This window comes from Coriobacteriia bacterium (assembly GCA_041658765.1).
In the GTDB taxonomy this organism is placed as follows: domain Bacteria; phylum Actinomycetota; class Coriobacteriia; order Anaerosomatales; family JBAZZO01; genus JBAZZO01.
The window spans coordinates 56,107-81,557 of sequence record JBAZZO010000002.1; the positions used below are offsets into that span (position 1 = coordinate 56,107).

Sequence of the window (25,451 nt, forward strand, 5' to 3'; positions counted from 1 at the left end):
GGAGGGGGAAGGACGATGTACCAGCCCGAACTCGAGGCGATGCCTCGCGCCGAGCTGGAGACGCTGCAGGTCGAACGTCTCCGGGCGACTCTGCGTCGCGTCTACGACAACGTGGAGCTCTATCGCGAGAAATACGACGCCGCCGGCTTCGACCCCGACAGCCTGAAGGGACTCGAGGATCTCTCGCGAGTGCCATTCACGGTGAAGGACGATCTTCGCGCGGCGTACCCGTACAAGATGTTCGCCGTGCCGATGCGGGACATCGTGCGCGTCCACTCGTCTTCGGGGACCACCGGGCAGATCACCGTCGTGGGTTACACGAAGGGCGACGTCGACCGCTGGAGCGACCTGATGGCGCGTACCTTCGCGTGCGCCGGCGCCACGCCCGACGACGTCGTGCAGATCACGTACGGCTACGGCCTCTTCACCGGCGGCCTAGGCGCGCACTACGGCTCCGAGCGTCTCGGCGCGCTGACCATCCCCGTCTCGGGTGGGAACACGAAGCGTCAGGTCCAGATCCTCAAGGACTTCGGCGTGACCGTGCTTGCCTGCACGCCCTCCTACGCGCTGCTCATCGCCGAGACCGCGCTGGAGATGGGCATCGACGTTCGCGAACTGCCCTTGCGCGTCGGCGTCTTCGGCGCGGAGCCGTGGAGTGAGAACATGCGCCGCCAGGTCGAGGACGCGATGAACCTGACCGCGATCGACATCTACGGCCTCTCGGAGGTCATGGGTCCCGGGGTCGCCTCGGAATGCACCCAACAGGACGGACTCCACGTGTTCGAGGACCATTTCATCGTGGAGATCGTCGATCCGGACACCCTCGAGCCCGTCTCCGACGGCGAGCAAGGCGAGGTCGTCTTCACGACCATCACCAAGGAGGGGATCCCGGTCGTCCGGTATCGGACGCGCGACATATCGCGCGTCCTCACTGGAGCGTGTCCGTGCGGGCGGACGTTCCGCCGTATCGAGCGCGTGACCGGGCGCACGGACGACATGCTCATCGTGCGGGGCGTGAACGTCTTCCCGAGCCAGATCGAGCAGGTCCTCACCGGCATCTCCGGGGTGGCGCCACACTATCAGGTGGTGCTCTCCAAGCGCGGTTCGCTCGACTTCGTCGAGGTCCACGTGGAGGTGGGCCCCGACATCGCCTTCGACGAGATCAAGCAGCTCACGGCGCTCCAGCGTCGCGTGAAGGCGGAGATCGAGTCGGCGTTGGCGATCAGCATCGAGGTGAAGCTCGTGGAGCCCAAGGCCATACAGCGCTCCGAGGGCAAGGCCAAGCGGGTCGTCGACCTGCGTTCCGAAGGGGGTGCCTGAAGCGATGGTCGAGCAGGTCTCGGTCTTTCTCCAGAACGAGCGCGGAAGGCTCGCCGAGGTGTGCCGCGCGCTCGGGGACGGCGGGTTCAACATGCGGGCGCTGATGGTCGCCGACACCGCGGAGTACGGCGTCGCTCGCATACTGTGCGATCGCCCGCACGCGGCGCGGAACGCCCTGGAGGCTGCCGGATTCGGAGCCTCGCTGGCGGAGGTCGTCGCCGTGGTGGTCCCGGACCGGCCGGGCGGTCTCGCGGACGTGCTCGAGCAGCTGGGGACGCGCGGCGTCGATGTCGAGTACGCGTACTGCTTCGTCGAGCCCGAAGGCGACTCCGCGGTCGACATCTTCCGCGTCGACGACCCGCAGGTCGCGCGACGCGCGTTGTCGGACGCGGACGTGAGGACGTTGGACGCCGCGGACCTCTACGAGCCCGACGCCGCGGGGTAGGCGAACCGCTCCGGGGCCGGTGCCCCGAATCTCCGGGCGGCATCGTTCATGGCGTCGAGGTCCTCCGGAGCGGCCAGGATCTCGGCCGTCACGGACTCATCGCGCGCGCCGAGCAGGTCGCGCACCTTCATCGCGAGCTGTTCCGCGACGATCGCCGCGCCGTCATGCGCCGTGTGCGGCAGGATGACCATGAACCGCCCGTCGGAGAGACGCCCGACGTCGTCCACGAGGCGCACGTCGTTGCGGATGCGTTCCGCGACCGCGCGGAGGACGGTGCGCTCGCGCGATGGCCGGAGTTCGACCGTGAGGTTCGGCGAGAGCGTGACGAAGACCACCGCGAGCGGCATGTCGTAACGGACGTGCCTACCGATGCCGGTCGCGAGGAGCCGTCCCGCGAACCTCTCGTTGAACACGTGTGTGATCTCGTCGACGTTGCTGCTCTCCTCCAGACGGGCGAAGAGGTATTTGACTTGTCCACAGATCTCACCGCCCACGATGCCGACGATGCCGTACGAGGCGACCCGCACCAGCAGAAGGGAGACGGCATCGCCCGTCAGCCCGGTCGAGATCACGAGCGGGATACGCATCGCGATGTAGGCGAGGGACGCGCCGGCCGCGGCGAGGAACCCTCCGTTGCGACCCCAGTGCGTCGCGCCGACGAGCGCGACGAGCAGAAGCGACTGCGCGACCGCCTCCTCGAAGGTCGGACCCTCGCGCAGGGTCGCGATCACCGTGGCCAATACTGCGACGGAGCCGATCGCGAGCATGAGCGCTTCGAATCTCGAGTACTTCAACCCATGCCTCCTAGTTCCGTGGATCTCAGTTCAGGGGGTCGGATGGATACGGCACGTGACGTCGCCGGTCGACGGGTCGTAGCCGAGCTTCAGGCCGGGATCGGAGGTACACCTGTCGACGTCCTCCCGCTTGGGCACGTACGGAGCGAGCTCGGACAGTGACGCTGGCATCCGTCCTTCGTGCTCGGCCTGGTATGTCGGTATGGCGTTCTCCAGGAGCCGCTGGTTGGACGTGCACGCGATCCGCCGCGTGGTCTCTCCGGCGAAACTGTAGGAGGCGAAGACGATGAAGCACAGCACGCCGAGGACCGCGACGACCGTCATAGCCTCGGCGAGAGTGAAGCCGGCATCCCCCGTCTGACGCCTATCGAGTGTCACCCGGTCTCCTGTGTCCGTCATCGCGTGCCGGTAGGCACGGCGTTTCACCTATGATTACATCGGTGTACCCCGGTGATTCCTCAAGATTGGAGTCGACCGGCGTCATACGAGTCCACCCGATCCACGATCTCGGAAGGCGAGGGAGTCCGTGACCTTCACCCGGCGTGTCCGGACCGGCGTCGCATCGTTCGCGCTCGCGCTACTGGCGTGCGTCGCGCTGCCGTCGACTTCGGCGTTGGCCGTGGTGAACGGGACGGACACGGTGGGCGATCGCGTGATCGGCTCGAACGCCGCGCTGCGCAGGTCCGCTCCCGACCTCGCGTGTCCCGCAGGGATACTCGAGACGGCGGACGGCACCGTGCTCTGGGCGCGTGACGCGGACGGTCCGAGGGCGATGGCGTCGACGACGAAGATCATGACCGCTGTGGTCGTGCTCGAGCGCGCCCGACTCGACGACGTCGTGACCGTGCGCAGGAGCGCCTCTCGCATCGGCGAGTCGGGCGTGGGATTGCGGGCGGGGGAACGCATCACCGTGCGTGACCTGCTCGAAGCGATGCTCATCCACTCGGGCAACGACGCGGCCGAAGCTCTGGCCGAGCACGTCGCCGGTTCCAGCGAGGCGTTCGTCAGGCTCATGGACGAGAAGGCGGACCAGCTCGATCTTCGGAACACGCGTTACACGAACCCCCACGGGCTCGACGAGCCGGGACACCATACGTCCGCCGAGGATCTCGCCGCGCTCGCGCGCTACGCGATGCGCGACCCCGAGTTCCGTAGGATCGTGGCGAGCGTGAGCGCGACGATGCCTGCCCCCGGCGGCGGGGCGCGGCGGCTCGAGACGTCGAACCTCCTTCTCGGGCAGTACCAAGGGCTCATCGGCGTGAAGACGGGCTGGACGAACGAGGCGGGCTACTGTCTGGTGTCGGCCGCGCGACGCGACGGGGTCGAGCTCTACGGCGTCGTGTTGGGTGCGCGGAGCGAGGGCTCGCGGTTCAGACAGACCGTCGCCCTTCTCGACTGGGGGTTCGAGCACTACCGATGGCGCCAGGTGACCACCGAGGGCGTGGTGGTCGGGAGTGTCGCCGCGCGCGACTGGGTCGACGTCTCCATCCCGGCCCGGGTATCGGAGTCGACTGCCGTGCCGGTCTTCGATCTTGCCGGCCGAGTCGGCACGAGGGTCTCGCTGCCGGATGGGGTGGATTCGCCCGTGGCGCTCGGTCGCAGGCTGGGGACCCTCACTGTCAGCCAGGGTGATCGGCTGCTCGTCCAGGTCCCGATCGAGGCGGCAAGACAGGTCGAGCGTCCGACTTGGGCACAGAAGATATGGTTCGCGATGGTCCGCTCGTGGCGGGCCGTCGCCCGCTAGTCAGGGAAGGCGACTGCGATGATGGATGCGCTCTCGCGCACGCCGCTCTACGAAGAACATGTCGCTCTAGGCGCACGCATGGTCCCGTTCGCGGGATACCTGATGCCGGTACGCTACGCGGAGATCACGGCCGAGCATCGGGCGGTGCGAACGGGTGTCGGCGTCTTCGACGTGTGCCATATGGCCGAGTTCCGCGTGGCCGGTCCCGGCGCCGCGGCCGGGCTGCGGTCGATGCTCACCAACGACATCGGTCGTCTGACGGAGGTCGGCCGCGCCCAGTACACGCTCATGTGCGCGGAAGACGGAGGCGTCGTGGACGACCTCATCGTCTATCGGACCGGCGATGTCGAGTACCTCGTCGTCGCGAACGCTGCGAATCGGGCAGCGGTCTCGGTGCGGCTCCAGGAAGGGCTGGCCGGGGACGCGGCGTTCGCGGATGAGTCCGACCGCACCGGGCTGATCGCGATCCAGGGTCCGCGGGCGCTCGATGTCGTGCGGGAGATCGCCGGGCCCGAGCACGAGCCCCCCTCTCGCTTCCGGGTCGCCGAGGCGATGCTGGCAGGCGTGCCCGTGTTGCTCGCGCGCACCGGCTACACAGGAGAGGACGGCGTCGAGGCGTTCTGCCCGGCGCCGCTCGCCGCGGACCTGTGGCGCGTTCTCCTGAGTTTCCCCGAGGTGGTGCCGTGCGGTCTCGGCGCGCGGGACACTCTACGTCTCGAGATGGGGTATCCGCTCCATGGCCACGAGATCGGTCTGGACTCGGACCCTGTCTCCGCGGGTCTCGGCTGGGCAGTCTCGTTCGATACGGGCGGTTTCACCGGTCGCGACGCGCTGCTCGCGATCCGCGCAGAAGGTCCTCGCCGGAAGCTCGTCGGGCTGTCGCTTGTTTCGGGCATCCCACGGGACGGGTATCCCGTATTGCACGGCGAAGAGCAGGTCGGTACCGTAGCAAGCGGCACGTTCTCGCCGACACTGGAGCACGGTATCGCGACCGCCTACGTGCCGCGGTCCCTGGCTGATGCGGGGACCATGCTCGCCGTGGACATACGCGGCCGGCGCTCGGAGGCGGTCGTGACGAGACCGCCGTTCGTGCGAGGGACGTCTCTGGAGAGACCCTCCGTCGCTTGAGACCTCGCCCGCCGCGACAACGAAAGGAAGGCCAGCGAATGTACCCGAGCGATCTGCTGTACACGAAGGAGCATGAGTGGGTCCGCACGAGCGGAGACAACGCCGTCGTCGGCATCACGCATTTCGCGCAGGACCAGCTCGGCGAGGTGGTCTACGTGGACCTGCCCGCCGAGGGTGACGAGATCGTCGAGGGCGAGACGTTCGGAGAGATCGAGTCGGTGAAGTCGGTCTCGGAGCTGTACGCGCCGGTGAGTGGGGCGGTGGTCAAGGTCAACGACGCTCTCTCGGGACGGCCCGAGACCGTGAACGAGGACCCCTACGGCGCTGGCTGGATGATCGAGGTGGCCGCGGGCGACCTCGGCGCATACGGCTTGATGACCGCCGACGACTACGAGGCCTTCATCACACAGGAGGCGTAGCGGCGTGCGTCACGTCCCCGTCTCTTGCGAGCAGCGCGAAGCGATGCTCGCCCGTATCGGTGTGTCCGATGCGGATACCCTGTTCTCCGACATACCCGTCGAGGCTCGCCTCGGCAGACCACTGGCCCTGCCGGCCGGCATGACGGAGCAGGAACTCGTCACGCACATGGAGGGGCTCGCCGCGCGCGACCGGCATGTCGGGGACCTCGTCTCCTTCCTCGGCGGGGGATGCTACGACCACTACGTGCCTGCTGTCGTGGAGCACGTCGTGCGGAAGCCGGAGTTCTTCACGGCATACACGCCCTACCAGCCGGAGGTGGCCCAGGGCACGCTCCAGGCGGCGTACGAGTTCCAGACGACCGTGTGCGAGCTCACCGGGATGGACGTCGCCAACGCCTCGATGTACGACGGTGCCACGGCGCTCGCGGAAGCGGCCCTCCTGGCCGCGCGGGCGACGGGACGCAGACGTGTCGTCGTCGCCGATACCGTGCATCCGGAATGGCGCGCCGTGTTGCGGACGTACTCGTCGGCCGGCCTTCTCGACGTCGCGACGGCGCCGTCGCGAGACGGGGTCCTCGACCGGGCGGCTCTCGGCGGACTTCTCGAAGGAGCCGCCGCGCTGCTCGTCGCCGACCCCTCGTTCCTCGGGACGCTCGACGACCTGTCGTCACTCGGCGAGGCGGCGCACGAGGCGGGAGCACTGTTCGTCGTCGCCACCGATCCGGCGCTGCTGGGAGTCCTCGAGCCGCCGTCGATCGCTGGAGCCGATGTTGTGGTCGCGGAAGGGCAGCCGCTCGGGAGCGCGGTCTCGTATGGCGGTCCGGGCGTGGGGCTCTTCGCTTGCAGGGAGGAGCACCTGCGGCGCATGCCCGGCAGGATCGTCGGCCGCACGGTGGACGTGGACGGCCGTCCGGCGTTCGTGCTCACGATGCAGACCCGGGAGCAGCACATCAGGCGCGAGAAGGCTACGAGCAACATCTGCTCGAACCACGCTCTGAACGCGCTCGCATTCACCGTACACGCGGCGGCGCTTGGCGCCGAGGGTCTTGCCGCCGTCGGACGAGCCTGCGTGTCGAAGGCCCGCTACCTCCACGACGCGCTCGTGGGGACCGGCCGGTTCGCAGAGGGATTCGGCGCGCCGTTCGCCCGCGAGTTCGCGCTGCGCTGGGAAGGTGATGTCTCCTCGATGCAGGCCGCGATGCTGGAGCGCGGGATCCTCGCCGGCCTCGACCTCGGTGTGTTCGAGGCGTCGTGGAGCGGTCTCGTCCTGTTCGCCGTGACGGAGCGGAACAGCCGCGCGGATATGGACCGTTTCGTCGCGGAGGTGGTCTCGCTGTGAGCGCGGACGACAGGGTGCGCGCGCAGCGTACAGCGGGTGGGCGCACGATCTTCGACCTGGGCGCGCCCGAGTCCCGATGCGTCCTGCCGCCGCCGCTGGACGTCCCCGAGGTAGACCTCGACGTCGAGCTAGGCGGTCGCGTACGCCGCGAACCGCCGCGGCTCCCGCACGTGACCGAAGGCGAGATCATGCGCCATTTCGCTAGGCTAGCAGCCTGCAACTTCGGGGTCGACACCGGATTCTATCCGCTCGGGTCTTGCACGATGAAGTACAACCCTCGGGTGGGAGAGGACGCCGCGCGGCTCGCCGGGTTCGCTCGCATGCATCCCTACCAGCCTACCCAGACCGCACAAGGCGTCCTCGAGCTGTTGCACGGGCTGTCCGTCGCGCTCGCGGAGGTCGCCGGGCTCGACGCGGTGACGCTTCAGCCCGCCGCCGGCGCGCACGGCGAGCTCACCGGGCTGCTATGCATCCGCGCGTACCATCAGGACCGGGGGGACGCGCGAAAGCGAGTTCTCATCCCCGACGCCGCTCACGGCACGAACCCGTCCACGGCGGCGATGTGCGGGTACGAGGTGACGCAGCTTCCGAGTGACGCCCGCGGAGGGGTCGACCTCGCCGCGCTGGGGGCCGCGCTCGACACCGACGTAGCCGCGATCATGCTCACGAACCCGAACACGCTCGGCCTTTTCGACGAGAACATCCTCAAGATCACGTCCGCCGTGCACGAGGTGGGCGCGCTGGCCTACTGCGACGGCGCGAACCTGAACGCGATCATGGGGAAGGCGCGCCCGGGCGACATGGGTTTCGACGCCCTGCACATCAACCTGCACAAGACGTTCGCCACGCCGCACGGGGGAGGCGGACCCGGAGCCGGCCCCGTCGCGGTCCGCGAGCACCTTGCGCCCTACCTGCCAGGACCGCTCGTTCGCCGTTGTGACGACGGGAGTCTCGATCTCCACACGCCCGAGCGGTCCATCGGTCGCGTCCGTTCGTTCTTCGGCAACGTGGGTGTCCTGGTCAGGGCATACGCGTACATACGCGCGCTCGGTGGGGAAGGGCTCAGCGAGGTGTCCGAGCAGGCGGTCATCTCCGCGAACTACCTCAAGGAGCGGCTCAAGAGCGCATGGGACCTGCCGTACGACCGTACGTGCATGCACGAGTTCGTACTCTCGGGCGCGCGCATGCGACGCGAGCACGGGGTGCGCACGCTCGATGTGGCGAAACGGCTCCTCGACCACGGTTTCCACCCGCCGACCGTCTACTTCCCGCTCATCGTCGAGGAGGCGCTCATGATCGAGCCGACCGAGACGGAAGACCTCGAGACCCTCGACGCTTTCGCTGACGCCATGCTGACTATCGCGGTGGAGGCGGCCGAGCATCCGGACGTGGTCGTGGGCGCGCCCTACTCGACGCCTGTTCGCCGGCTCGATGAGGCTGGCGCGGCAAAGCACCCGGACCTGCGCTGGCGGCCCTCGCCGGACGCTGAGGACTGACGGCGTGGGGCGTCCCGTCTGGCGGCTCCTCTCCCATGAGGCGCGCGACGGCGCCTGGAACATGGCCGTCGACGAGGTCCTGCTGTCCGGGAAGGCGGAGGGGTCCTCACCGCCCACATTGCGCCTGTACGCGTGGGAGAAGCCGACCGTGTCCCTCGGGAGGTTCCAGGCCCTCGACGGTATCGACATCGAGGCGTGCGAGGAGTTCGGCGTCGCGATCGTGAGGCGTCCGACGGGCGGCCGGGGAGTGCTGCACGACGACGAGGTGACGTACGCCGTCGTCGCCGGCACCGCCGACGGTGTCCCGCGTGGCACTGCCGCCAGCTACCGCCACGTCAGCGGTGGGCTTGTCGCGGCCTACCGCATTCTCGGTGTTGCTGCCGATATCACGCGCCGTCCGCGCGGTGGCGATGCCGCGGCGTGCTACCTCCACTCGACGACGGCGGACCTCTCGCTTGGAGTCGCGAAGCTCTCGGGCAGCGCGCAGCGCTGGCAAGGCGACACCTGCGTGCAGCATGGCTCGTTCGTGCGCACGCGTGATGTCCTGCTCGAAGGGCGCGTGTTCCGTCTCGACCCGGATGGTATCTCGAAGCTGGCGCGTACGACCGCGACACTCGCCGACGCCCTCGGCGAGGCGCCCGCACTGGACGTCGTGCGCGACGCGGTAGTGGCGGGGTTCGAGTACTCACTCGGAGTACGTCTCGAGCCGGGATGTCTGAGCGACGATGAGGAGGAGAAGGCGCTGACCCTCCGCTCGCATAAGGTTGAAGTGAAGGGTTAGATACCCATCGCGTGTCGTCGGCTTCTGGTATGATGTTCCCGACGTCGAGCGCATCGGCGGTCCTTCTTCTTCGGGCCGCCGACGGGGGGAGTGGATGTCCATGCACGCCAAGTCGGACAAGGATCCGTCGGTGGATGACGCGCTGCTCAGCCTCGAGGCGAGGACGAACGACGAGTTGCGCGAGATACTGAATCGGCTCTACGACGAGGAGCAGAAGATCAGCTACCGTCGCAGGGTCCTCCACGGGAAGATCGACATCCTGCGCGCGGAGCTCGTCAGGCGCCTCAAGGACGAACGGGAGGGCGGCGGCGAGCCCATATCGGGACGAGACGTCGACAGGCTGATACAGATCCTTGCCTCCGATCTGAGAGGTGTCTCCCGGGTCGACGTGACCGGGCCGCTCCCGGAGGAAGATGACGGATAGCGCGTCGAGCCGGACCGGGTCGCATACCAGCAAGGAGGGCACGTGTCGACATTCACGGAGAAGCTGCAAGCGTTCATGGACGACCTGGCGACCGACCCGGTCGAGAAGCACGTTGTCGAGTACGTGATCCGGGAGGTGCACAACGGTCGGCGACTCAGCGACGCGCTCCACGACCCCTACGTGCGCAACCGGCTGAGCGACGAGAAGCTGGGCAAGGTCCTCGAGGAGCCCGGCATCGTCGCCGCTCTCGAGCAGGAGCTCGCAAGCGCCTTCGAGAAGCGGGAGTTCGGGTTCCTAGACTGATGCGCCGCCCGCGCCGCGGGCGGAGGACGGCAGGTGTGAGGCCATGAAGAACTGTCCATCGTGCGGGTGTGAGGCTCCGGACGTCTCGCGTGCCTGCCCGGCATGCGGTGCGACACTCGATGGCGCGACGGCGTCGTTCCCTGCTGTCGCGCCCCCCGTGCAGGAACAGTCCGAGCACGTCGAGATAGACTCCGACGGCCCGGTCCTCGTCGTCCGCAAGGGTCCCGAGGTGGGGGAGCGCTTCTACCTCGACCGGCCCCGTCTCGTGATCGGCCGCGATCCAGAGTGCGACATCTTCTTGAGCGACGTCACCGTCTCTCGGCAGCACGCGGTGCTCGAGGTCGGCGACGCCGGTGTGACGATCCGCGACGCCGGTTCGCTCAACGGCACGTACGTGAACGGCGTGAGCGTGGATTCCGCTCCTCTGGGCAACGGCGACACGGTGCAGGTCGGGAAGTTCCAGATGATCGTCCTCACGGGAGGGGGCCGGTAGATGTCCCCCAAGCGACGTGACTACCTGACCATAGGCGAGGTCGTCGAACGGCTCTCGCAGTCCTTCCCGGACCTGTCCATCAGCAAGCTGCGATTCCTCGAGGAAGAGGGTCTCGTCGCGCCGGAACGGACTGGTGGCGGGTACCGCAAGTTCACCGAGTCGGACATGGCTCGCGTCGATCTCGTACTCCGTCTCCAGCGCGAGCACTTCCTCCCTCTCGCGGTGATCCGGGAGAAGCTCAAGGACATCGAGAAGGGGAAGGTCCCCTCGGAGTTGCGCCCGGCCGTGGCGCGGGCAGAGGCGGTCACCTTGCCCTTCGATGAAGCCGAGACGCTTCCGCTCGAGAAGGCACCGGCGGTCCTCGGCCTGCCCATGACCTATCTTCGCGAGCTCGCCGAGTTCGGACTCATCGCGCCGGTTCGCGGAGAGACCGGAGACGAGCTGACACGCGCGGACGTCGAGATCGCCCATGCGTGCTGGGACCTGCGCCGGTTCGGCGTCGAGCCGAGGCATCTGCGCATGTACGAGGGTTTCGCTGAGCGCGAATCGGCGCTGTTCGCGCAGATCATCGCGCCGGCCTTCCGGCATCGCACGCCCGAGACGAGACAGAAGCTGGTCGAGACCCTGCACGAACTGACCGAACTCTCGGCCGACCTCAAGCGCCATCTGACGCGTCGCGCGCTCGGACGGGTCTTCGAGGACCTCGGCTAGACGAGGAGAAGGATGGCGGAGCACGCGGCACACGACGCGGACGACCTGCCCGTCTCCGACCGGGTCGCGGCGACCGAGTTCGCGCACCCCAGCGAACGCGTAGCCGCGCGCATACTCGACTTCTATCGCATCCGCTGGGAGTACGAACCGACCGTGTTCCCCATCGAATGGGACAGTGACGGCTCGGTGATAGCCTCGTTCTCACCCGACTTCTACCTGCCCGACCTCGATCTCTACATCGAGCTCACGACGATGAGCCAGAAGCTCGTGACGAAGAAGAACCGGAAGGTCCGCCGGTTGCGCGAGCTCTATCCGGACGTGCACGTCAAGATCTTCTACCAGAAGGACTTCCGCAAGCTGCTGCTGCGGTTCGGGCTGCCGGTGCGAGAGGTGCCGCACCAGGACGGAGGCGGCCTCGACGGCGCCGCGGGAACCGAGCCGTGAGGGACTCCTCGAGTCCCCTTCCGGAAGGGGTCGCCGGCGTCCTCGTGCCCGAGAGCTCGATCGGCGAGCGGGTCCGCGAGCTCGGCCGCCGGATCACCGTGGACCATGCCGGTCGGGAACTCGTCCTCGTCACCGTCCTACGCGGTGGCGTATTCTTCCTTGCGGACCTGTGTCGCGCGATCGACCTGCCGCTCAGGCTCGAGTTCATGGCGGTCTCGACGTACGTCGGCGCGCCGGGAGGGCATGTCCGGGTGACGAAGGACCTCGACGGACCCATCGAGGGGGCGTCGGTCGTCGTCGTAGAGGACATCGTCGACACGGGTCTGACCTTGAACTTCATCCTCGGCATGCTCGCGGCCCGAGGCCCTGCGAGTCTGGAGGTGTGCGCGTTGCTCGACAAGGACGTCCGTCGTATCGCCGACGTTCGCATCGAGTATCGCGGGTTCCGGATACCCGACAGCTTCGTGGTCGGGTACGGTCTCGACCTTGCGGGGACACTGCGCAACCTGCCGTACGTGGCGAGTCTCGACGAGGGAGTCCTCGAAGCGACGCTGGCGGCTCGGGCGGGGAACCGCTGATGCTGCGGCGTCTCGCTCTTGCGGTGGGCGCACTGGTGAGCGTGCTCGTGCTCGGCACCGTGGGGTACGTGCTCATCGAGCGCTGGCCCCTGATGGATGCGCTCTACATGACGGTCATCACCATCGGCACGGTGGGGTTCCGGGAGGTCGAGCCGCTCTCACGGGCAGGGCAGGCGTTCACCATGGCGCTCATCCTCGCCGGCGTGGGGGCTCTCGGCTTCTCGTTCGGCACGATCGTCGACTTCATGGTCGAGGGGCATCTGAAGGGCTTCCTGGAGGAGCGTCGCATGCACAAGCGTATCGAGGCACTGCGCGACCATCACATCGTGGCGGGAATGGGGCGTGTCGGTTCGGTCGTCGCACGCGCCCTCGAGGCTGAGGGCGCTCAGTTCGTCGTCATCGACTCGGCCGAAGACAGCGTCGCACGGGCCACGGAGCGGGGTTGGCTCGTACTCTCGGGCGACGCGACCGAAGAAGAGACGCTGCTCGCGGCCGGCGTGACGCGCGCCCGGAGTCTCGTGACGGCGCTCGACACCGACGCGGACAACCTGTTCGTGACGGTCACGGCTCACGCTCAGAACCCGGACCTCTTCATCGTCGCGCGGTCCTCCGCTGAGTCGTCCGAGCCGAAGCTGCGGAAGGCCGGAGCGAGCCGCGTCCTGACTCCGACCGTGATCGGCGGGCGCCGAATGGCGGCGATGGTGCTGCATCCCGTGGTCTCGGACTATCTCGACCTGGTGACACATGGTGACGGCATAGAGTTCCGCCTCGAGGAGGTGGCCGTGCCCGTGGGCTCCCCGTACGACGGCCGTACGATCTCAGACATGCGTATCCGCGAGGCGACCGGCGCGGTCATACTCGCAGTGCATCGCGGGCAGGGGAGGATGGACCCGGATCCGACGCCCGACACCACTCTGTCTGCGGGCGATCGGCTCGTCGCGCTAGGGACCCGCGCGCAACTCGACGCTCTCGCGGGTTCCGTCTGAGGCCCGGTCGCCCTGGCGGCCGGGGAGGCAGGTCGGCTACCCTGTGATTCGGCACCAAGACGCGACCGGAGATCACCGACACCCGAAGGAGCGACCGTGGACCTCGAGGCATACATCCGCGACATCCCCGACTTCCCGAAGGAAGGGATCCTCTTCAAGGACATCACGCCCCTGCTGGCGAACACAGACGGTTTCCGGCAGGCGATCGACATGCTCGCCGAACCGTATCGTGGCGCGGGGGTCACGAAGGTCCTCGGAGCCGAGGCGCGGGGATTCATCCTCGGAGGCGCGCTCGCGTACGCGCTGGGAGCGGGATTCGTCCCCGCCCGCAAGCCCGGCAAGCTCCCCTGGAACACGACGAGCGCTTCGTACGAACTCGAGTACGGCACGGATTCCCTCGAGATGCACGAGGACGCCGTGGGTCCCGGTGATGTCGTGTTGATCATCGACGACGTCCTTGCGACCGGTGGGACCGCGGCCGCCAAGGCCGACCTCGCACGACGCTCAGGAGCCGACCTGGCGGGATATGCGTTCCTGTTGGAGTTGGACTTCCTCGGCGGACGCTCGAAGCTTGGGGACGAGCGCGTCGTGTCTCTCATCCACGTCGTGTGACCAGCGGGTCACTGCTCCTGGACCACCTCGACGAACTCAGCTTCGACCGCCTCGACGCCGCTGAATCCGAGGGCGCGGGCAGCGCCGCGCGATAGGTCGAGGTCCCGGCCGGAGATGAACGGACCGCGGTCGTTCACGACGACGACGATGCGGTGTCCGGCGCGGGAGAGCGCTAGGAGCGTGCCGAAAGGCAGCGTCCGGGACGCGCAGGTCAGGTCGTTCTGGTTGAATATCTGCCCGGACGCCGTGGGCCGCCCGTTGAACTCGTTGCCGTACCAGGAGCACACCGCCGTGAACCGCATGCCGGTCGACGAGTAGACGCGCGGTCGGTGGCTGGGGACGGTGTACGTCCTGTCGAGGTAGGGTCGCACGGTGGCCGCCACCATCGGGATCTCCGCGCTCAAGGGGACGGAACCGGCCCTCCACTCGCGCCGGGTGCGCGCACCGGTCTCGCGCACGCGCTGGACGACCGCCTGAGATGCCGCGTCGAGGCGCGCCAGTATCCGGCTCTGCTCCTCGAGAAGCTCGCGCGATCGCGCGAGACGTCTGTCCTTGATGTCGCGCAGCGCGACATCCTGCGCTCGGAGGTCATCGAGGATCCGCGCCTCGAAGTCCGCCTCGGCGGCGGCCAGCCGCGCGCGTCCGAAAGCCTCCCGGTACACGTCCGCGAGGCGGGTGAAGACGCTGGCGCGCGAGACGAGGTCGGCGATCGAGGAGGCGCCGAGGAGCACGAGCAACGGATCGGCCGCGCCGGTCTTGTAGATCTGCACGAGTCGGGAGTCGTACTCCGCCCTCGCCGCATCAAGAGCCGAACGGGCGGCGTCGACGAGGACCTGCTGCTCGTAGATGCGCAGGCTCGTCACGGCGACGCGTTCGTCGATGGCCACCGATTCGCCTTCGAGGTCCTCGATCTCGTGCTGCAGGTCCACGGCTCGCATGGTCTCGGGGTCGGAGGCAGTGGTCGGCGATACCGTGGAAGAGGTGACGAACGTGGCCTTCAGCGGCAGAGAGAGGGAGCGCACGGGCACGCCGAGCGTCAGCACCGCGACGAGCACGCCGGCGATGCGCGCGCTTGCCGCCAGCCACGCTCCTCGCGTCATGCGACTTCTCCTCACGTAGGTGTCCCGTCCCAGGATACCGGAGCGGGGAGCTATGGTAGGATATCCGTGGCGGCCCTGTCCGGGGCCTCCCCGACGCAGACGACGACGCAGCCCGGAGGCAGCCGTGCGACACCTCGCCCGCAGCCGCGTCATCATGACCGTGACCGCATGCGTCCTCGCGGGTTCTATGGGGACTGCTACTGTCGCTGCGGCTCCCGTCACCAACGCGTCCATAGGCGCCAAGCGTGCCGAAGCGTCCAGCGTCCAGGCGACCCTCGAACGCATGGGCAACGAACTCGAGATCAAGGCGGAGGAATACGACGCCATCACCGAGGCGCTGGGTCAGACGCGTGCGCGCATCGCCGAGACTCGTGTTCGTCTGGAAGCGGCGGACCGCGAACTGGCATCCGGCGAGGCGCAGCTCGACCGGCGCGCGGCGGACATCTATCGCGGCGGCGGAGACCTCGGCTTTCTCGACGTACTGCTCGGGACGACATCGTTCGAGGACCTTCTGACCAGGCTCGAATGGCTGGTGCGCGTGAACCGTGGCGACGCCGATCTCGTGGCCCGCGTGAGGGTCGCGCGAGCCGCGGTGGAGGAGGCCGAACTCTCGCTCGAAGCGAGAGAATCGGAGCAGGTCGTCCTTCGCGCGGAGGCGAAGGTCCGCAGGGATCGCGTGGAGGTCGTGGTGCGCGAGCGCCAGGTGTATCTGGACTCGCTGAACGCGGACATCGCGCGACTCGTTCGCGAAGAGCAGGAGCGTCAGCGCGCTGCTGCGCTGGAGCGTGCGCGGCTGGCGGCGGAGGCCGCTCGTCGTGCGCGGGAGCAGGCCGCGAGCCACGAGTCCCAGAACGACGGGGTCGATCCGGAGTCGTACGCGGGTCGCTCGGGGATCGTCGACGTGGCGTTGCGCTTCCTCGACGTGCCGTATCAGTGGGGAGGGACGTCGCCGGCGGGTTTCGACTGCTCGGGACTCGTGCAGTTCGTCTTCGCGCAGTGCGGGATCGCTCTGCCGCGGGCGAGCAGGTCTCAGTACCGCTGCGGGACGCACATCGCCGCGGACAGGGTCGAGGACCTGCGCCCGGGTGACCTCGTCTTCTTCGGGACCGATGCGGATCCGGCCCGCGTGCATCACGTCGGCATCTACGTGGGGGACGGGAACTACCTGCACGCTCCGGCTACAGGGGATCGCGTGCGAGTGAGTTCGCTCACGGAGCGCATCGCCCAACGGGGCGACTACGTGGGCGCTTCCCGCTTCTGACACCGCTCGCCGCCGTCCGTGCGCCGTTCGCGGCGCGTCCCGCGCTATCGGCTCCACTGCATGGGCGCTGTGGTATCATGCGTCCCAACCTATCAGGCCGACCAGCGGCGACGCCGCACGTTCGCGGTGCCGCCCGGCAGGGGAGCCCGTGACCCGAGAACTCCTGTCCGGAAACGAAGCCATCGCACGGGGCGCCTGGGAGGCGGGGGCGCACTTCGGTGCGGGCTACCCGGGCACGCCTTCGACCGAGGTGCTGGAAGCCTTCGCCGCGATGCCGGACGTGACGGCCGAATGGGCGCCGAACGAGAAGGTCGCTCTCGAGGTAGGCGCCGGGGCGAGCCTCGGAGGCCGCCGGGCGCTGGTCACCATGAAGCATGTCGGCCTGAACGTGGCGGCCGACCCGCTCTTCACGCTCGCCTACACCGGGGTCGGCGGCGGTCTCGTGATCGTGGTCGCGGACGACCCGGGGATGTATTCGTCCCAGAACGAGCAGGACAGCCGCAACTACGCGGCGTTCGCTCGCGTGCCGGTCCTCGAGCCTTCCGACAGTCAGGAGGCGCTCGACTTCACCAGGAGCGCTTTCGAGATATCGGAGGCCTTCGACACGCCGGTCCTCTTACGTTCGACCACTCGGGTCTCTCACGGCACGTGCCTCGTCCAGACGGGGGAGCCGACGAGGCGACCCGAGAAGCCACCGTACGAGAAGGACGTCGCGAAGTGGGTGATGATGCCGGCGAACGCACGCTGCCGGCGCGTCGGGCTCGAGGAACGTCTCGAGAAGCTCGCCGCCCATGTAGAGACCTGCCCGGAGAACCGCGTCGAGAAGCGAGGCTCCGATCTCGGTATCGTCACGTCGGGTGTCGCATACCACTACGTGCGCGAGGCGCTGCCTGAGGCGTCGATCCTCAAGCTCGGGTCGACGTTCCCGTTCCCCGAGGGTCTCGTGCGTGATTTCGCTTCCGGTGTCGAGCGTGTCGCCGTCGTCGAGGAACTCGACCCATACCTCACGTCGAGGGTTCGTGGCGCGGGCGTCTCCATCGAGGACATCGCGATCCCGAGGATCGGCGAGCTCTCTCCGGGGAGGGTGGCGGCGGCGTTCGGGATACCCGCGCCGCCGCAGCGGGAACCCCTGGAGGGTCTCCCGCCACGCCCTCCGCTTCTGTGCCCGGGGTGTCCGCATCGAGGCGTCTTCCACGCCTTGCGGAAGCTCAAGGCGGTGGTCACGGGGGACATCGGCTGCTACACCTTGGCCGCGCTGCCTCCACTTGCCTCGATGGACACCTGCGTGTGCATGGGCGCGAGTATCGGTATGGCTCACGGGCTCTCCGCGTCCGGAGGGTCTGACGGTCGTCCGGTCGTCGCGGTCATCGGAGATTCGACATTCGCCCACTCGGGGATCACGGCACTCACACATCTCGCGTTCAACGGGGGCGCCGCTACGGTGGTCGTGCTGGACAACCGGACCACGGCGATGACCGGGCAACAGGGCAACCCCGTCTCGGGACGAAGGCTCCAAGGTGACGCGGTGTCGTGCATCGACATCGAGGCCCTCGCGCGCGCCCTGGGTGTTCCTCGCGTCCGCACGCTCGACCCGCACGACCTCTTGGGCACCGAGGAAGCGTTGCGCGAGGAGATCTCGTCCGGAGAAGCGAGTCTGGTGATAGCGAGGTCGCCGTGCGCGTTGCTCATCCGCGAGCGGGAGCACCCGTACGCGATCGACGAGGAGGCGTGCACCGCGTGCGGCGCGTGCCTCAAGCTAGGGTGTCCCGCGCTGTCGAAGGAGACGGACGGGAAGGCGGCCATCGACACCGACCTGTGCGTCGGTTGCCGCGATTGCCTGCAGGTGTGCCGATACGACGCGATCGTCACGTCCGGTCCCGCCTGCGACCTGGGCGGGGTGTGACGGATGCCGGTGACCACCGTGATGCTGTGCGGGGTAGGCGGCCAGGGGACCATCCTCGCGGGTGACGTGCTCGCCATGGTCGCGGCGAGATCCGGACACGACGTCAAGCTCTCCGAGGTCCATGGCATGGCCCAGCGCGGCGGATCCGTCGACACGATCGTCCGCTTCGGAGAGTGCGTTCACTCGCCGGTCATCGATCCCGGGGTGGCCGACCACCTCATCGCGTTCGAGGTCATCGAGGCGGCACGCCGTATCCAGTTCCTGAAGCCCGACGGCCGGCTCGTCGTCAACTCGCGGACCATCGCCCCGCTGCCCGTTCTCACGGGTACGTTGCCGTATCCGAGCGGTCTCGAGGCAGTCCTCGCGGACGAGGGCGCTGTGTTCATCGACGCCGAGGCGCTCGCATGCGAGGCCGGCAGCCCGCGTTCGGCCAACGTCGTCCTTCTCGGTGCCGCGTCGTTCGGGCTGTCTTTCGGCCTCGACGCGTGGCACGACGTGATCGCGGTGCGGGTGCCTAGCAAGACCGTGGATGCCAACCTGCGGGCGTTCGACCTCGGTCGTGCGGCGTGCGAAAGAGGGGTGTGCGAGTCGTGAAGGTCACGCAGCTCTCGGTCTTCATCGAGAACAAGTCCGGACGCGTCAGCGAGGTGACGGACGTTCTGGGCGTGGCGGGTGTGAACATCCGGGGGTTCTCCATATCGGACACCGCCGACTATGGGATCCTCCGCCTCGTCGTGGACAAGCCGGAGGAAGCCGCGGTCCTGCTCAAGGAGCACGGGTTCACGGTGAAGGAGACGTCTGTCATCTGTATCCTGTTGCCTGACCAGCCGGGTGGTCTTGCCGGCGTCCTCAAGGTCGTAGCAGGAGCGGGCGTGAACATCGAGTATGTCTACTCGCTCGTCTCCACGTACGTCGTACTGAACGTCGCGGACGTCGACCGTGCCCTGAGGCTTCTCGAGGGCAGACCGGTCCGCCTCGTCTCACAGGAGGAGATCGCGCGCTCGTGAGGTGCACATGCGCCGCGGGACGCGTCTCGATATCACCGGGCAGGCACGAGGGGAAGGAAGGTAACGGGTATGAGAGCGGTAAACCGGCAATTGCGGCTTCTAGCATGCGTGGTTCTGCTCGCGGCGGTCGTGACGACCTCCGGGTGCGCCAAGGGCGCTTCGAAGGCGGGGACGGAGCCCGCTAAGGAGGAGGCGAAAGCCCCCTACAAGATCGGCGCGATCCTGGCGCTCTCCGGAACGTACGCGGGACTCGGCACTCCGGAGAAGAACGCCATCGAGCTCGAGGTTGCGGCGATCAACGATGCTGGTGGCGTCGACGGCCATCCGCTCGAGGTCGTCTATGAGGACGACGCGAACGATCCGACGAAGGCCGTTGCTGCCGCGACGCGCCTCATCGAGCAGGAGAAGGTCATCGCGCTGCTGGGAACGAGCGGTTCCGGCTCTTCGATGGCGATCCGCGGCACCGTCGACAAGGCGGGCGTCCCGCAGGTCTCCATGGCCGGCGGCTCGGTCATATCGGACCCGCTCGACAAGTGGGTCTTCCAGACGCCTTGGCCCAACCGCATCGTTATGCCGTACATCCTCGACTACATGAAGGCGAAGGGCATCGCGCGGGTCGCGATCATCTCCGACAGCGGCGCGTGGGGCAAGGACGCGCACGACGTGGCGGTCAAGAAGGCCGCTACCGTCGGAGTGCAGATCGTCGCGGACGAGACGTTCAACCCCGGCGACACGGACATGACGGCACAGCTCACGAAGCTCAAGGCTTCGAACGCGCAAGCGGTGTGGGTCCTGACCTCGGGCGCGGAGGCGGCCATCGTCGTGAAGAACGCCGAGCAGCTCAAGATCGGCCTGCCTCTCTTCGGCAGCCACGGGAATGCGCGCAAGGAGTTCGTCAAGGGCGCTGGGACGGCCGCCGAGGGATACACCTTCGCGGCAGGCAAGGTCCTCGTCCCCGAGGCGTACGGGCAGGGGACCGAGGGATACGACGTCGCCAAGGACTTCATCAACAGGTACACGACGAAGTACGGTGAGGCCCCGAACACCTTCGCGGGTCACGCGTACGACGCACTCCACATCACGGCCGCGGCGCTGGAGGGCCTCCCCGAGGGCGCGACCGCTGCCGACCTTCGCGATCGCATCGAAGGTACGAGCGGCCTCGTGGGCATCGGCGGTACCTTCACGTTCTCGGCGACCGACCACAGTGGGCTCACGGTCAAGGATATCGTGATGTACACCGTGAAGAGCGGCGAATGGGTCCTGGCCCAGTAGCGGCGCGAAGCGCCGTGGATCCGGTGATCCATCGGATCGATGGCGGCGCTTGGAGGGTGCAGGACTGACGCACTGGCAGGTAGCCCCGGCGCCAAGAGGGGCCGGGGCTACCTGTCGACGTGACACCATCGAGAAAGCGTGGGCGTGAACGCGACGTTGCTGCTGCAGTTCGCCATCTCCGGCCTCAAGAACGGGGCCATCTATTCGCTCGTCGCACTCGGGTTCACCATCGTCTACGCCTCTACCGGCATCATCAATTTCGCGCAGGGTGAGTTCTTCATGCTCGGCGGGATGCTCTCCGTGTTCGCGCTCCGGACGATGGGACTCCCGCTGTTCCCGGCGCTGCTCTTCGGAGTGGCGGGGACGGCGATGGCAGGTGTGGTCTTCGAGCGTCTCGCGTTGCGCCCTCGGCGCGATTCGGGGTCGCTGACGCTCATCATCATGACCATAGGCGGCTCGATCACTCTCAAGTCGCTCGCTCGCCACGCATTCGGCCCCGACGAGCTGGCGCTCCCGCCGTTCACCGCGGGGGCCTCCCTGTCCGTGCTCGGGGCGACGGTGGAGCGGCAGACTCTGTGGGTCTGGGCGCTCACGGCCGTGGCGGTCGTGGTGCTCGCCGTCGTCTACCGCAAGACCGGGCTCGGCCGGGCTATGCGTGCGTGCGCGGTCTCCCACGAGGCGTCGCGCCTGATGGGGATCGACACCGCACGGATCGTCATGATCGGTTTCGGTCTTGCCGCTGCACTCGGCGCTATCGGCGGCCTTGCGGTTGCGCCGCTGACCCAGACGTCGTTCGACGTCGGGGCCAGGATCGGTCTCAAGGGTTTCTCCGCGGCGATCCTCGGGGGTCTCGGGGACCCGGTAGCCGCCGTCGTCGGGGGCATACTGCTCGGATTGCTCGAGAGCATGTCGATAGCGTTCCTCTCTTCGACGTACAAGGATGTCATCTCGCTGGCGGTCCTATTGGCCGTCCTCTTCGTGAGACCGCAGGGGATCCTCGGCCGTGCCAACCGGGAGAAGGTGTAGCCGGTGGGCCCCGGGGATCTTCGCGTACTTCGCAAGGGAGGGCCGATGCTCGCCACGCTCGCCGTGGCGGCGGTGCCGTTCCTGACGCAGGACGGCTACCTGCTGAAGATCCTCGCGTTCGTCGGTTTGAACGTGATCGTCGTCGTGGGGCTGTCGTTGCTCTTCGGATACGCCGGGCAGATTTCGCTGGGCCACGCGGCGTTCTTCGGCATCGGCGCGTACGCTTCGGGCTACGTCACGGCGACGCTGCATCGGCCGTGGTTCGTGGGTCTCTCGTGCGCGCTCCTCATCTCCGCCGGAGGAGGACTCGTTCTGGCGCTCCCGAGCTTGCGGCTAAAGGGTCACTACCTGGCGATGGCGACGCTGGGGTTCAGCGAGATCATGAGCGTCGCCTTCGTTGAGGCGCGGGGGGTCACCGGGGGCGTGAACGGGCTGTCGGGCATACCTCCCGCTGCTGTGGGGAACTTGTCGGTATCGAGTGCGACGGGGAACTACGTGCTCGTCTGGGCGACGGCGGTCGCCGTGGTGTTCCTCGCCGCGAACGTGGTGCGTTCGCGACCCGGGCTCGCGATGCGCGCGATCCACGGCTCGGAGCTCGGGGCGCAGGCGTGTGGTGTCGACGTGGTGCGGGTGAAGACTCAAGCATTCACTCTCTCCGCGGTCCTCGCAGGTCTCGGGGGAGCCCTGTACGCGCAACTCGTCGGGTTCGTCTCGCCTTCGTCGTTCACTCTCGAACTCTCGATACTGTTGGTCGCGATGGTCGTCCTCGGAGGCACCTGCTCTCTTGTCGGACCGATCGCCGCGGCCGTCGTCCTCTCGCTCCTTCCGTATCTCGACGCGCTCGTTCCGGGTCTGCCGCGGAGCGCCGTCGCCGTTCTCCAGGACTGGGAGACCGATATCTACGGGCTGACGATCATCCTCGTCATGCTCTTCCTCCCCGGCGGGATGGCCGGGGCCGCTCGACGGCTCATGGCCGCGGTGGGCCGGTCGCGCGTCGGCGACGCGCGAGGGGAGGAAGCAGCGTGAGGATGCTTTCCGTCAGCGGCGTGACGAAGCGATTCGGCGGATTGACCGCGGTCGACCGGGTCACGTTCGGCGTCGATGAAGGCAGCATCAAGGCGATCATCGGGCCGAACGGGGCGGGCAAGAGCACGCTCTTCAACCTGATGACCGCGTTCGAGCGGGTCGATGAGGGTAACATCACCTTCGGTGGAAGGGACCTGACTCGCATGCGGCCGCACCGCATCGTTCGGGCCGGGGTCGCGCGTACGTTCCAGAACACCCAGCTATTCGAGGAGATGACCGTACTCGAGAACGTGCTCGTGGGAGGTCACATCCGGGGCAGGGCGGGCATGGTGGCCGCCGCATTCAGGCTCCCCGGGACGGCGGGCGAGGAGCGCGAGGGCCGCGAGGCGGCTTCGAGGATGCTGCGTCTCGTGGGAATGGAAGGGCAGGAGGACGTCCCGGCGGCCGACCTCCCGCACGGCTTGCGGAGGCTGCTCGAGATCGCGCGGGCCCTTGCGTCGCGACCCCGGATGCTCCTTCTCGACGAGCCGGCGGCGGGGCTGAACACGGCGGAGACCGTTCGCCTTGCCGACGTGCTCTTTCGCATCCGCGATCTCGGGACGACGATCGTCGTCGTCGAACACGACATGGGACTCGTGATGCGGGTCTCAGATGAGATCGTCGTCCTGAGCCAGGGATGCAAGATAGCCGAGGGCCCCCCGCTGCTCATCCAGAAGGACCCGGCCGTCATCGAGGCGTATCTCGGTGAAGGACGCGAAGATGTCTGAGGCGACCGAGATGCTGAGAGTGGAGGGTCTTCAAGCCGGGTACGGGCATGCGGCGGTCCTGCACGACGTGGACATCGAGGTGGCGAAGGGCGAGGTGGTCACGCTCATCGGCGCGAACGGATCGGGCAAGTCCACACTGCTCAAGGCGATCGTCGGCCTCGTGACGCCGAGGAGCGGGCGTATCGTCGTGGACGGTACCGTGACCACCGGTCTCGCGCCCGAACGGATGGTCCGGGCCGGGGTCGCGCTCGTTCCGGAGGGCAGGATGCTGTTCGGCCCGATGAGCGTTCTCGAGAACCTTCTGCTCGGAGCGTACGTGCGGCGTGGTCCCTCGGCGAAAGAGGAGATCCAAGAGGACCTTCGGATGGTGTGCGAACTCTTCCCGGTTCTCGCCGAACGGCTCGGACAGGACGCGGAGACGCTGTCGGGCGGGGAGCAGCAGATGCTTGCGGTGGCTAGGGCGCTCATGAGCCGGCCGCGCCTTCTCCTCCTCGACGAGCCGTCCCTCGGGCTTGCTCCGAAGGTGATCGGCGAGATACTCAAGACACTTGACGTGCTGCGTTCGCGCGGGCTCACGATCCTCCTCGTCGAGCAGGACGTGCAGGTCGCGCTGAGGCATGCGGATCGCGGATACGTGATGCGCACGGGCCGGATCGCTCTTTCGGGCACGTCGGCGAGTCTGCTCGCCGACGACGACGTACGTCTCATCTACCTCGGGGACTGGCATCACGATCGGGACGAGGGGGGATCTCGCGCATGATCTGGAACGCGGAATACGAGACCATGGACCGCGAGCGGTTGCGTGAGTTGCAGGAGCGGCGTCTGCGCTCGACAGTCGCGTGGGTCCACGAACGTGTCCCGTACTACCGGGATACCCTCGACGCCGCGGGCGTGCGGCCGAAGGACGTCCGCAGCCTCGACGACCTGCGCCGCCTGCCGTTCACCGACAAGACGGCGCTGAGGGACACGTATCCCTTCGGGCTCTTCGCGGTCGACTTGGAGCAGGTGGTCCGGATCCATTCGTCGTCGGGCACGACGGGCAAGCCGATCGTCGTCGGATATACCCGGGGGGATATCGCTACCTGGACGGAGTGCACCGCCCGGGTGGCGTCGGCGGCGGGCATCACGGAGCGCGACCGAGTCCAGGTCGCGTTCCTCTACGGGATGTTCACAGGCGGGTGGGGCATGCACTACGGACTCGAGCGGATAGGCGCGACCGTCATCCCCGCAGGCAGCGGCAACACGGAGCGCCACCTGATGATGATGCAGGACTTCGGCACGACCGGGCTTGTGTGCACGCCTTCATATGCCCTGTACATGGCCGAGGTGGGGGAGAGCGCAGGTGTCGACTTCGAGAAGCTCCCGCTGAGAGTCGGTCTCTTCGGCGGGGAGCCCACGAACGAGCAGACACGTCGCGAGATCGAGAGTCGGCTGCACGTGGTCGCCACCGACAACTACGGTCTCTCCGAGGTCATGGGTCCTGGGGTGTCGGGGGAGTGCGAGGCGCAGGACGGACTCCACATCAACGAGGACCACTTCCTGTGGGAGGTCGTCGACCCCGTGACAGGCGACCCGGTGGAACCGGGTACCGAAGGGGAACTCGTCATAACCACGGTGACCAAGGAGGCGTTCCCCGTTCTGCGCTACCGCACGCACGATCTCACGACAGTCGACACGGAGCCGTGCTCGTGCGGGCGGACACTCGCGCGTATGCGCCCGGTCCGCAAGCGGACGGACGACATGCTCATCATCCGTGGGGTGAACGTCTTCCCGAGTCAGATCGAGGACGTACTCGCCCAGATCGAGGGAGTGGAGCCGCACTACCTGATCGTGGTCGCACGCGAGGCCGGCATGGACGACCCCGAACTCCGTATCGAGGTCGCTCCGGAGATATTCTCCGACGTGATGGCAGACATGGTAGCCTTCTCCAAGCGCGTGTCGGATCGCATCCACTCGGTCGTGGGCCTGCATGCACGGGTCGTCCTCGTCGAGCCGGGCGCCATAGAGCGGACGGCAGGGAAGGCCCAGAGGGTGATCGATCAGCGCGGGCTCGCTTAGGGCCCTCTTCCTCT

The 25,451-nt window shown here is 67.7% G+C and carries 29 protein-coding genes; 26 read left to right on the forward strand and 3 right to left on the reverse strand.

Translation table 11 applies throughout. From position 1 onward, the window contains the following. Positions 1-15: 15 nt before the first annotated feature. A complete protein-coding gene (locus WC971_01645; GenBank protein MFA5843516.1) occupies positions 16-1,320 on the forward strand; it encodes a phenylacetate--CoA ligase in 1,305 nt (434 codons plus the stop codon). Then, positions 1,313-1,765: an ACT domain-containing protein gene (locus tag WC971_01650; protein MFA5843517.1), complete on the forward strand. Its 453-nt coding sequence runs from the start codon at positions 1,313-1,315 to the stop codon at positions 1,763-1,765. The genes WC971_01645 and WC971_01650 overlap by 8 nt, the downstream gene beginning before the upstream one ends. Here the strand turns inward: WC971_01650 and WC971_01655 are convergent. Both WC971_01655 and WC971_01660 read right to left on the reverse strand, forming a co-directional pair. Continuing rightward, positions 1,741-2,559 carry a hypothetical protein gene (locus WC971_01655; protein ID MFA5843518.1) on the reverse strand — a complete coding sequence of 273 codons (819 nt, stop codon included), beginning with the start codon at positions 2,557-2,559 and terminating at the stop codon, positions 1,741-1,743. The two genes, WC971_01650 and WC971_01655, sit on opposite strands and share 25 nt — an antisense overlap. Before the next feature lie 30 nt (positions 2,560-2,589). Beyond that, positions 2,590-2,937 carry a hypothetical protein gene (locus tag WC971_01660; protein MFA5843519.1) on the reverse strand — a complete coding sequence of 116 codons (348 nt, stop codon included), beginning with the start codon at positions 2,935-2,937 and terminating at the stop codon, positions 2,590-2,592. A 148-nt stretch (positions 2,938-3,085) separates the two neighbouring features. Here WC971_01660 and WC971_01665 point away from each other — a divergent pair, with 148 nt between their 5' ends. The 14 genes from WC971_01665 (at position 3,086) to WC971_01730 (ending at position 14,017) form a co-directional block, all read left to right on the forward strand. Beyond that, positions 3,086-4,303: a D-alanyl-D-alanine carboxypeptidase family protein gene (locus WC971_01665; GenBank protein MFA5843520.1), complete on the forward strand. Its 1,218-nt coding sequence runs from the start codon at positions 3,086-3,088 to the stop codon at positions 4,301-4,303. 18 nt (positions 4,304-4,321) lie between these two features. Next, on the forward strand, positions 4,322-5,431 hold the full coding sequence (gene gcvT / locus WC971_01670) for a glycine cleavage system aminomethyltransferase GcvT (protein ID MFA5843521.1): 1,110 nt from the start codon (positions 4,322-4,324) through the stop codon (positions 5,429-5,431). A 38-nt stretch (positions 5,432-5,469) separates the two neighbouring features. Beyond that, on the forward strand, positions 5,470-5,850 hold the full coding sequence (gene gcvH / locus WC971_01675; protein MFA5843522.1) for a glycine cleavage system protein GcvH: 381 nt from the start codon (positions 5,470-5,472) through the stop codon (positions 5,848-5,850). 4 nt (positions 5,851-5,854) lie between these two features. Continuing rightward, positions 5,855-7,189, forward strand: coding sequence for an aminomethyl-transferring glycine dehydrogenase subunit GcvPA (gene gcvPA, locus WC971_01680; GenBank protein MFA5843523.1), 1,335 nt, complete (start codon positions 5,855-5,857; stop codon positions 7,187-7,189). Continuing rightward, positions 7,186-8,685, forward strand: coding sequence for an aminomethyl-transferring glycine dehydrogenase subunit GcvPB (gcvPB, locus tag WC971_01685; GenBank protein ID MFA5843524.1), 1,500 nt, complete (start codon positions 7,186-7,188; stop codon positions 8,683-8,685). The genes gcvPA and gcvPB overlap by 4 nt, the downstream gene beginning before the upstream one ends. Positions 8,686-8,689: 4 nt before the next feature. Beyond that, on the forward strand, positions 8,690-9,466 hold the full coding sequence (locus WC971_01690) for a lipoate--protein ligase family protein (GenBank protein MFA5843525.1): 777 nt from the start codon (positions 8,690-8,692) through the stop codon (positions 9,464-9,466). A gap of 100 nt (positions 9,467-9,566) precedes the next feature. Further along, positions 9,567-9,890: a hypothetical protein gene (locus WC971_01695; protein ID MFA5843526.1), complete on the forward strand. Its 324-nt coding sequence runs from the start codon at positions 9,567-9,569 to the stop codon at positions 9,888-9,890. Positions 9,891-9,932: 42 nt separating this feature from the next. Beyond that, positions 9,933-10,193 (forward strand): hypothetical protein, encoded by a 261-nt coding sequence (locus WC971_01700; GenBank protein MFA5843527.1) that lies wholly within the window; start codon positions 9,933-9,935, stop codon positions 10,191-10,193. A gap of 43 nt (positions 10,194-10,236) precedes the next feature. After that, a complete protein-coding gene (locus WC971_01705) occupies positions 10,237-10,686 on the forward strand; it encodes an FHA domain-containing protein (protein MFA5843528.1) in 450 nt (149 codons plus the stop codon). Further along, a complete protein-coding gene (locus WC971_01710; GenBank protein MFA5843529.1) occupies positions 10,687-11,397 on the forward strand; it encodes a MerR family transcriptional regulator in 711 nt (236 codons plus the stop codon). It begins immediately after the preceding gene. A 12-nt stretch (positions 11,398-11,409) separates the two neighbouring features. Beyond that, a complete protein-coding gene (locus WC971_01715) occupies positions 11,410-11,841 on the forward strand; it encodes a hypothetical protein (protein MFA5843530.1) in 432 nt (143 codons plus the stop codon). Next, positions 11,838-12,419: a hypoxanthine phosphoribosyltransferase gene (gene hpt, locus WC971_01720; protein ID MFA5843531.1), complete on the forward strand. Its 582-nt coding sequence runs from the start codon at positions 11,838-11,840 to the stop codon at positions 12,417-12,419. The genes WC971_01715 and hpt overlap by 4 nt, the downstream gene beginning before the upstream one ends. Next, positions 12,419-13,405 carry a potassium channel protein gene (locus tag WC971_01725; GenBank protein ID MFA5843532.1) on the forward strand — a complete coding sequence of 329 codons (987 nt, stop codon included), beginning with the start codon at positions 12,419-12,421 and terminating at the stop codon, positions 13,403-13,405. The genes hpt and WC971_01725 overlap by 1 nt, the downstream gene beginning before the upstream one ends. Before the next feature lie 96 nt (positions 13,406-13,501). Next, positions 13,502-14,017 carry an adenine phosphoribosyltransferase gene (locus tag WC971_01730; protein MFA5843533.1) on the forward strand — a complete coding sequence of 172 codons (516 nt, stop codon included), beginning with the start codon at positions 13,502-13,504 and terminating at the stop codon, positions 14,015-14,017. Between the two features lie 8 nt (positions 14,018-14,025). On the opposite strand, the gene WC971_01735 is transcribed toward WC971_01730, so the two are convergent. Then, on the reverse strand, positions 14,026-15,117 hold the full coding sequence (locus WC971_01735; protein ID MFA5843534.1) for a septal ring lytic transglycosylase RlpA family protein: 1,092 nt from the start codon (positions 15,115-15,117) through the stop codon (positions 14,026-14,028). Positions 15,118-15,241: 124 nt separating this feature from the next. On the opposite strand from WC971_01735, the gene WC971_01740 reads away from it, so the two are divergent. The 10 genes from WC971_01740 to WC971_01785 all read left to right on the forward strand — a co-directional run bounded on the left by WC971_01740 (position 15,242) and on the right by WC971_01785 (position 25,437). Further along, a complete protein-coding gene (locus WC971_01740) occupies positions 15,242-16,378 on the forward strand; it encodes an NlpC/P60 family protein (GenBank protein MFA5843535.1) in 1,137 nt (378 codons plus the stop codon). A gap of 148 nt (positions 16,379-16,526) precedes the next feature. Beyond that, entirely contained in the window at positions 16,527-18,281 is a 1,755-nt protein-coding gene (gene iorA, locus WC971_01745; GenBank protein ID MFA5843536.1) for an indolepyruvate ferredoxin oxidoreductase subunit alpha, read from the forward strand. A gap of 3 nt (positions 18,282-18,284) precedes the next feature. Continuing rightward, positions 18,285-18,875, forward strand: a complete 591-nt coding sequence (locus WC971_01750) for an indolepyruvate oxidoreductase subunit beta (GenBank protein MFA5843537.1) — start codon at positions 18,285-18,287, stop codon at positions 18,873-18,875. Next, positions 18,872-19,288, forward strand: coding sequence for an amino acid-binding protein (locus WC971_01755; protein MFA5843538.1), 417 nt, complete (start codon positions 18,872-18,874; stop codon positions 19,286-19,288). Before WC971_01750 ends, WC971_01755 begins: the two co-directional genes overlap by 4 nt. Before the next feature lie 69 nt (positions 19,289-19,357). After that, the gene (locus tag WC971_01760) at positions 19,358-20,560 is read left to right on the forward strand and encodes an ABC transporter substrate-binding protein (protein MFA5843539.1); all 1,203 of its coding nucleotides are present in this window, start codon (positions 19,358-19,360) and stop codon (positions 20,558-20,560) included. 144 nt (positions 20,561-20,704) lie between these two features. After that, positions 20,705-21,586 carry a branched-chain amino acid ABC transporter permease gene (locus WC971_01765; protein ID MFA5843540.1) on the forward strand — a complete coding sequence of 294 codons (882 nt, stop codon included), beginning with the start codon at positions 20,705-20,707 and terminating at the stop codon, positions 21,584-21,586. A 45-nt stretch (positions 21,587-21,631) separates the two neighbouring features. Then, on the forward strand, positions 21,632-22,612 hold the full coding sequence (locus WC971_01770) for a branched-chain amino acid ABC transporter permease (protein ID MFA5843541.1): 981 nt from the start codon (positions 21,632-21,634) through the stop codon (positions 22,610-22,612). 2 nt (positions 22,613-22,614) lie between these two features. Then, positions 22,615-23,379 carry an ABC transporter ATP-binding protein gene (locus WC971_01775; GenBank protein MFA5843542.1) on the forward strand — a complete coding sequence of 255 codons (765 nt, stop codon included), beginning with the start codon at positions 22,615-22,617 and terminating at the stop codon, positions 23,377-23,379. Continuing rightward, positions 23,372-24,139 (forward strand): ABC transporter ATP-binding protein, encoded by a 768-nt coding sequence (locus WC971_01780; protein MFA5843543.1) that lies wholly within the window; start codon positions 23,372-23,374, stop codon positions 24,137-24,139. Before WC971_01775 ends, WC971_01780 begins: the two co-directional genes overlap by 8 nt. Continuing rightward, positions 24,136-25,437 (forward strand): phenylacetate--CoA ligase, encoded by a 1,302-nt coding sequence (locus WC971_01785; protein ID MFA5843544.1) that lies wholly within the window; start codon positions 24,136-24,138, stop codon positions 25,435-25,437. Before WC971_01780 ends, WC971_01785 begins: the two co-directional genes overlap by 4 nt. Positions 25,438-25,451: the final 14 nt, after the last annotated feature.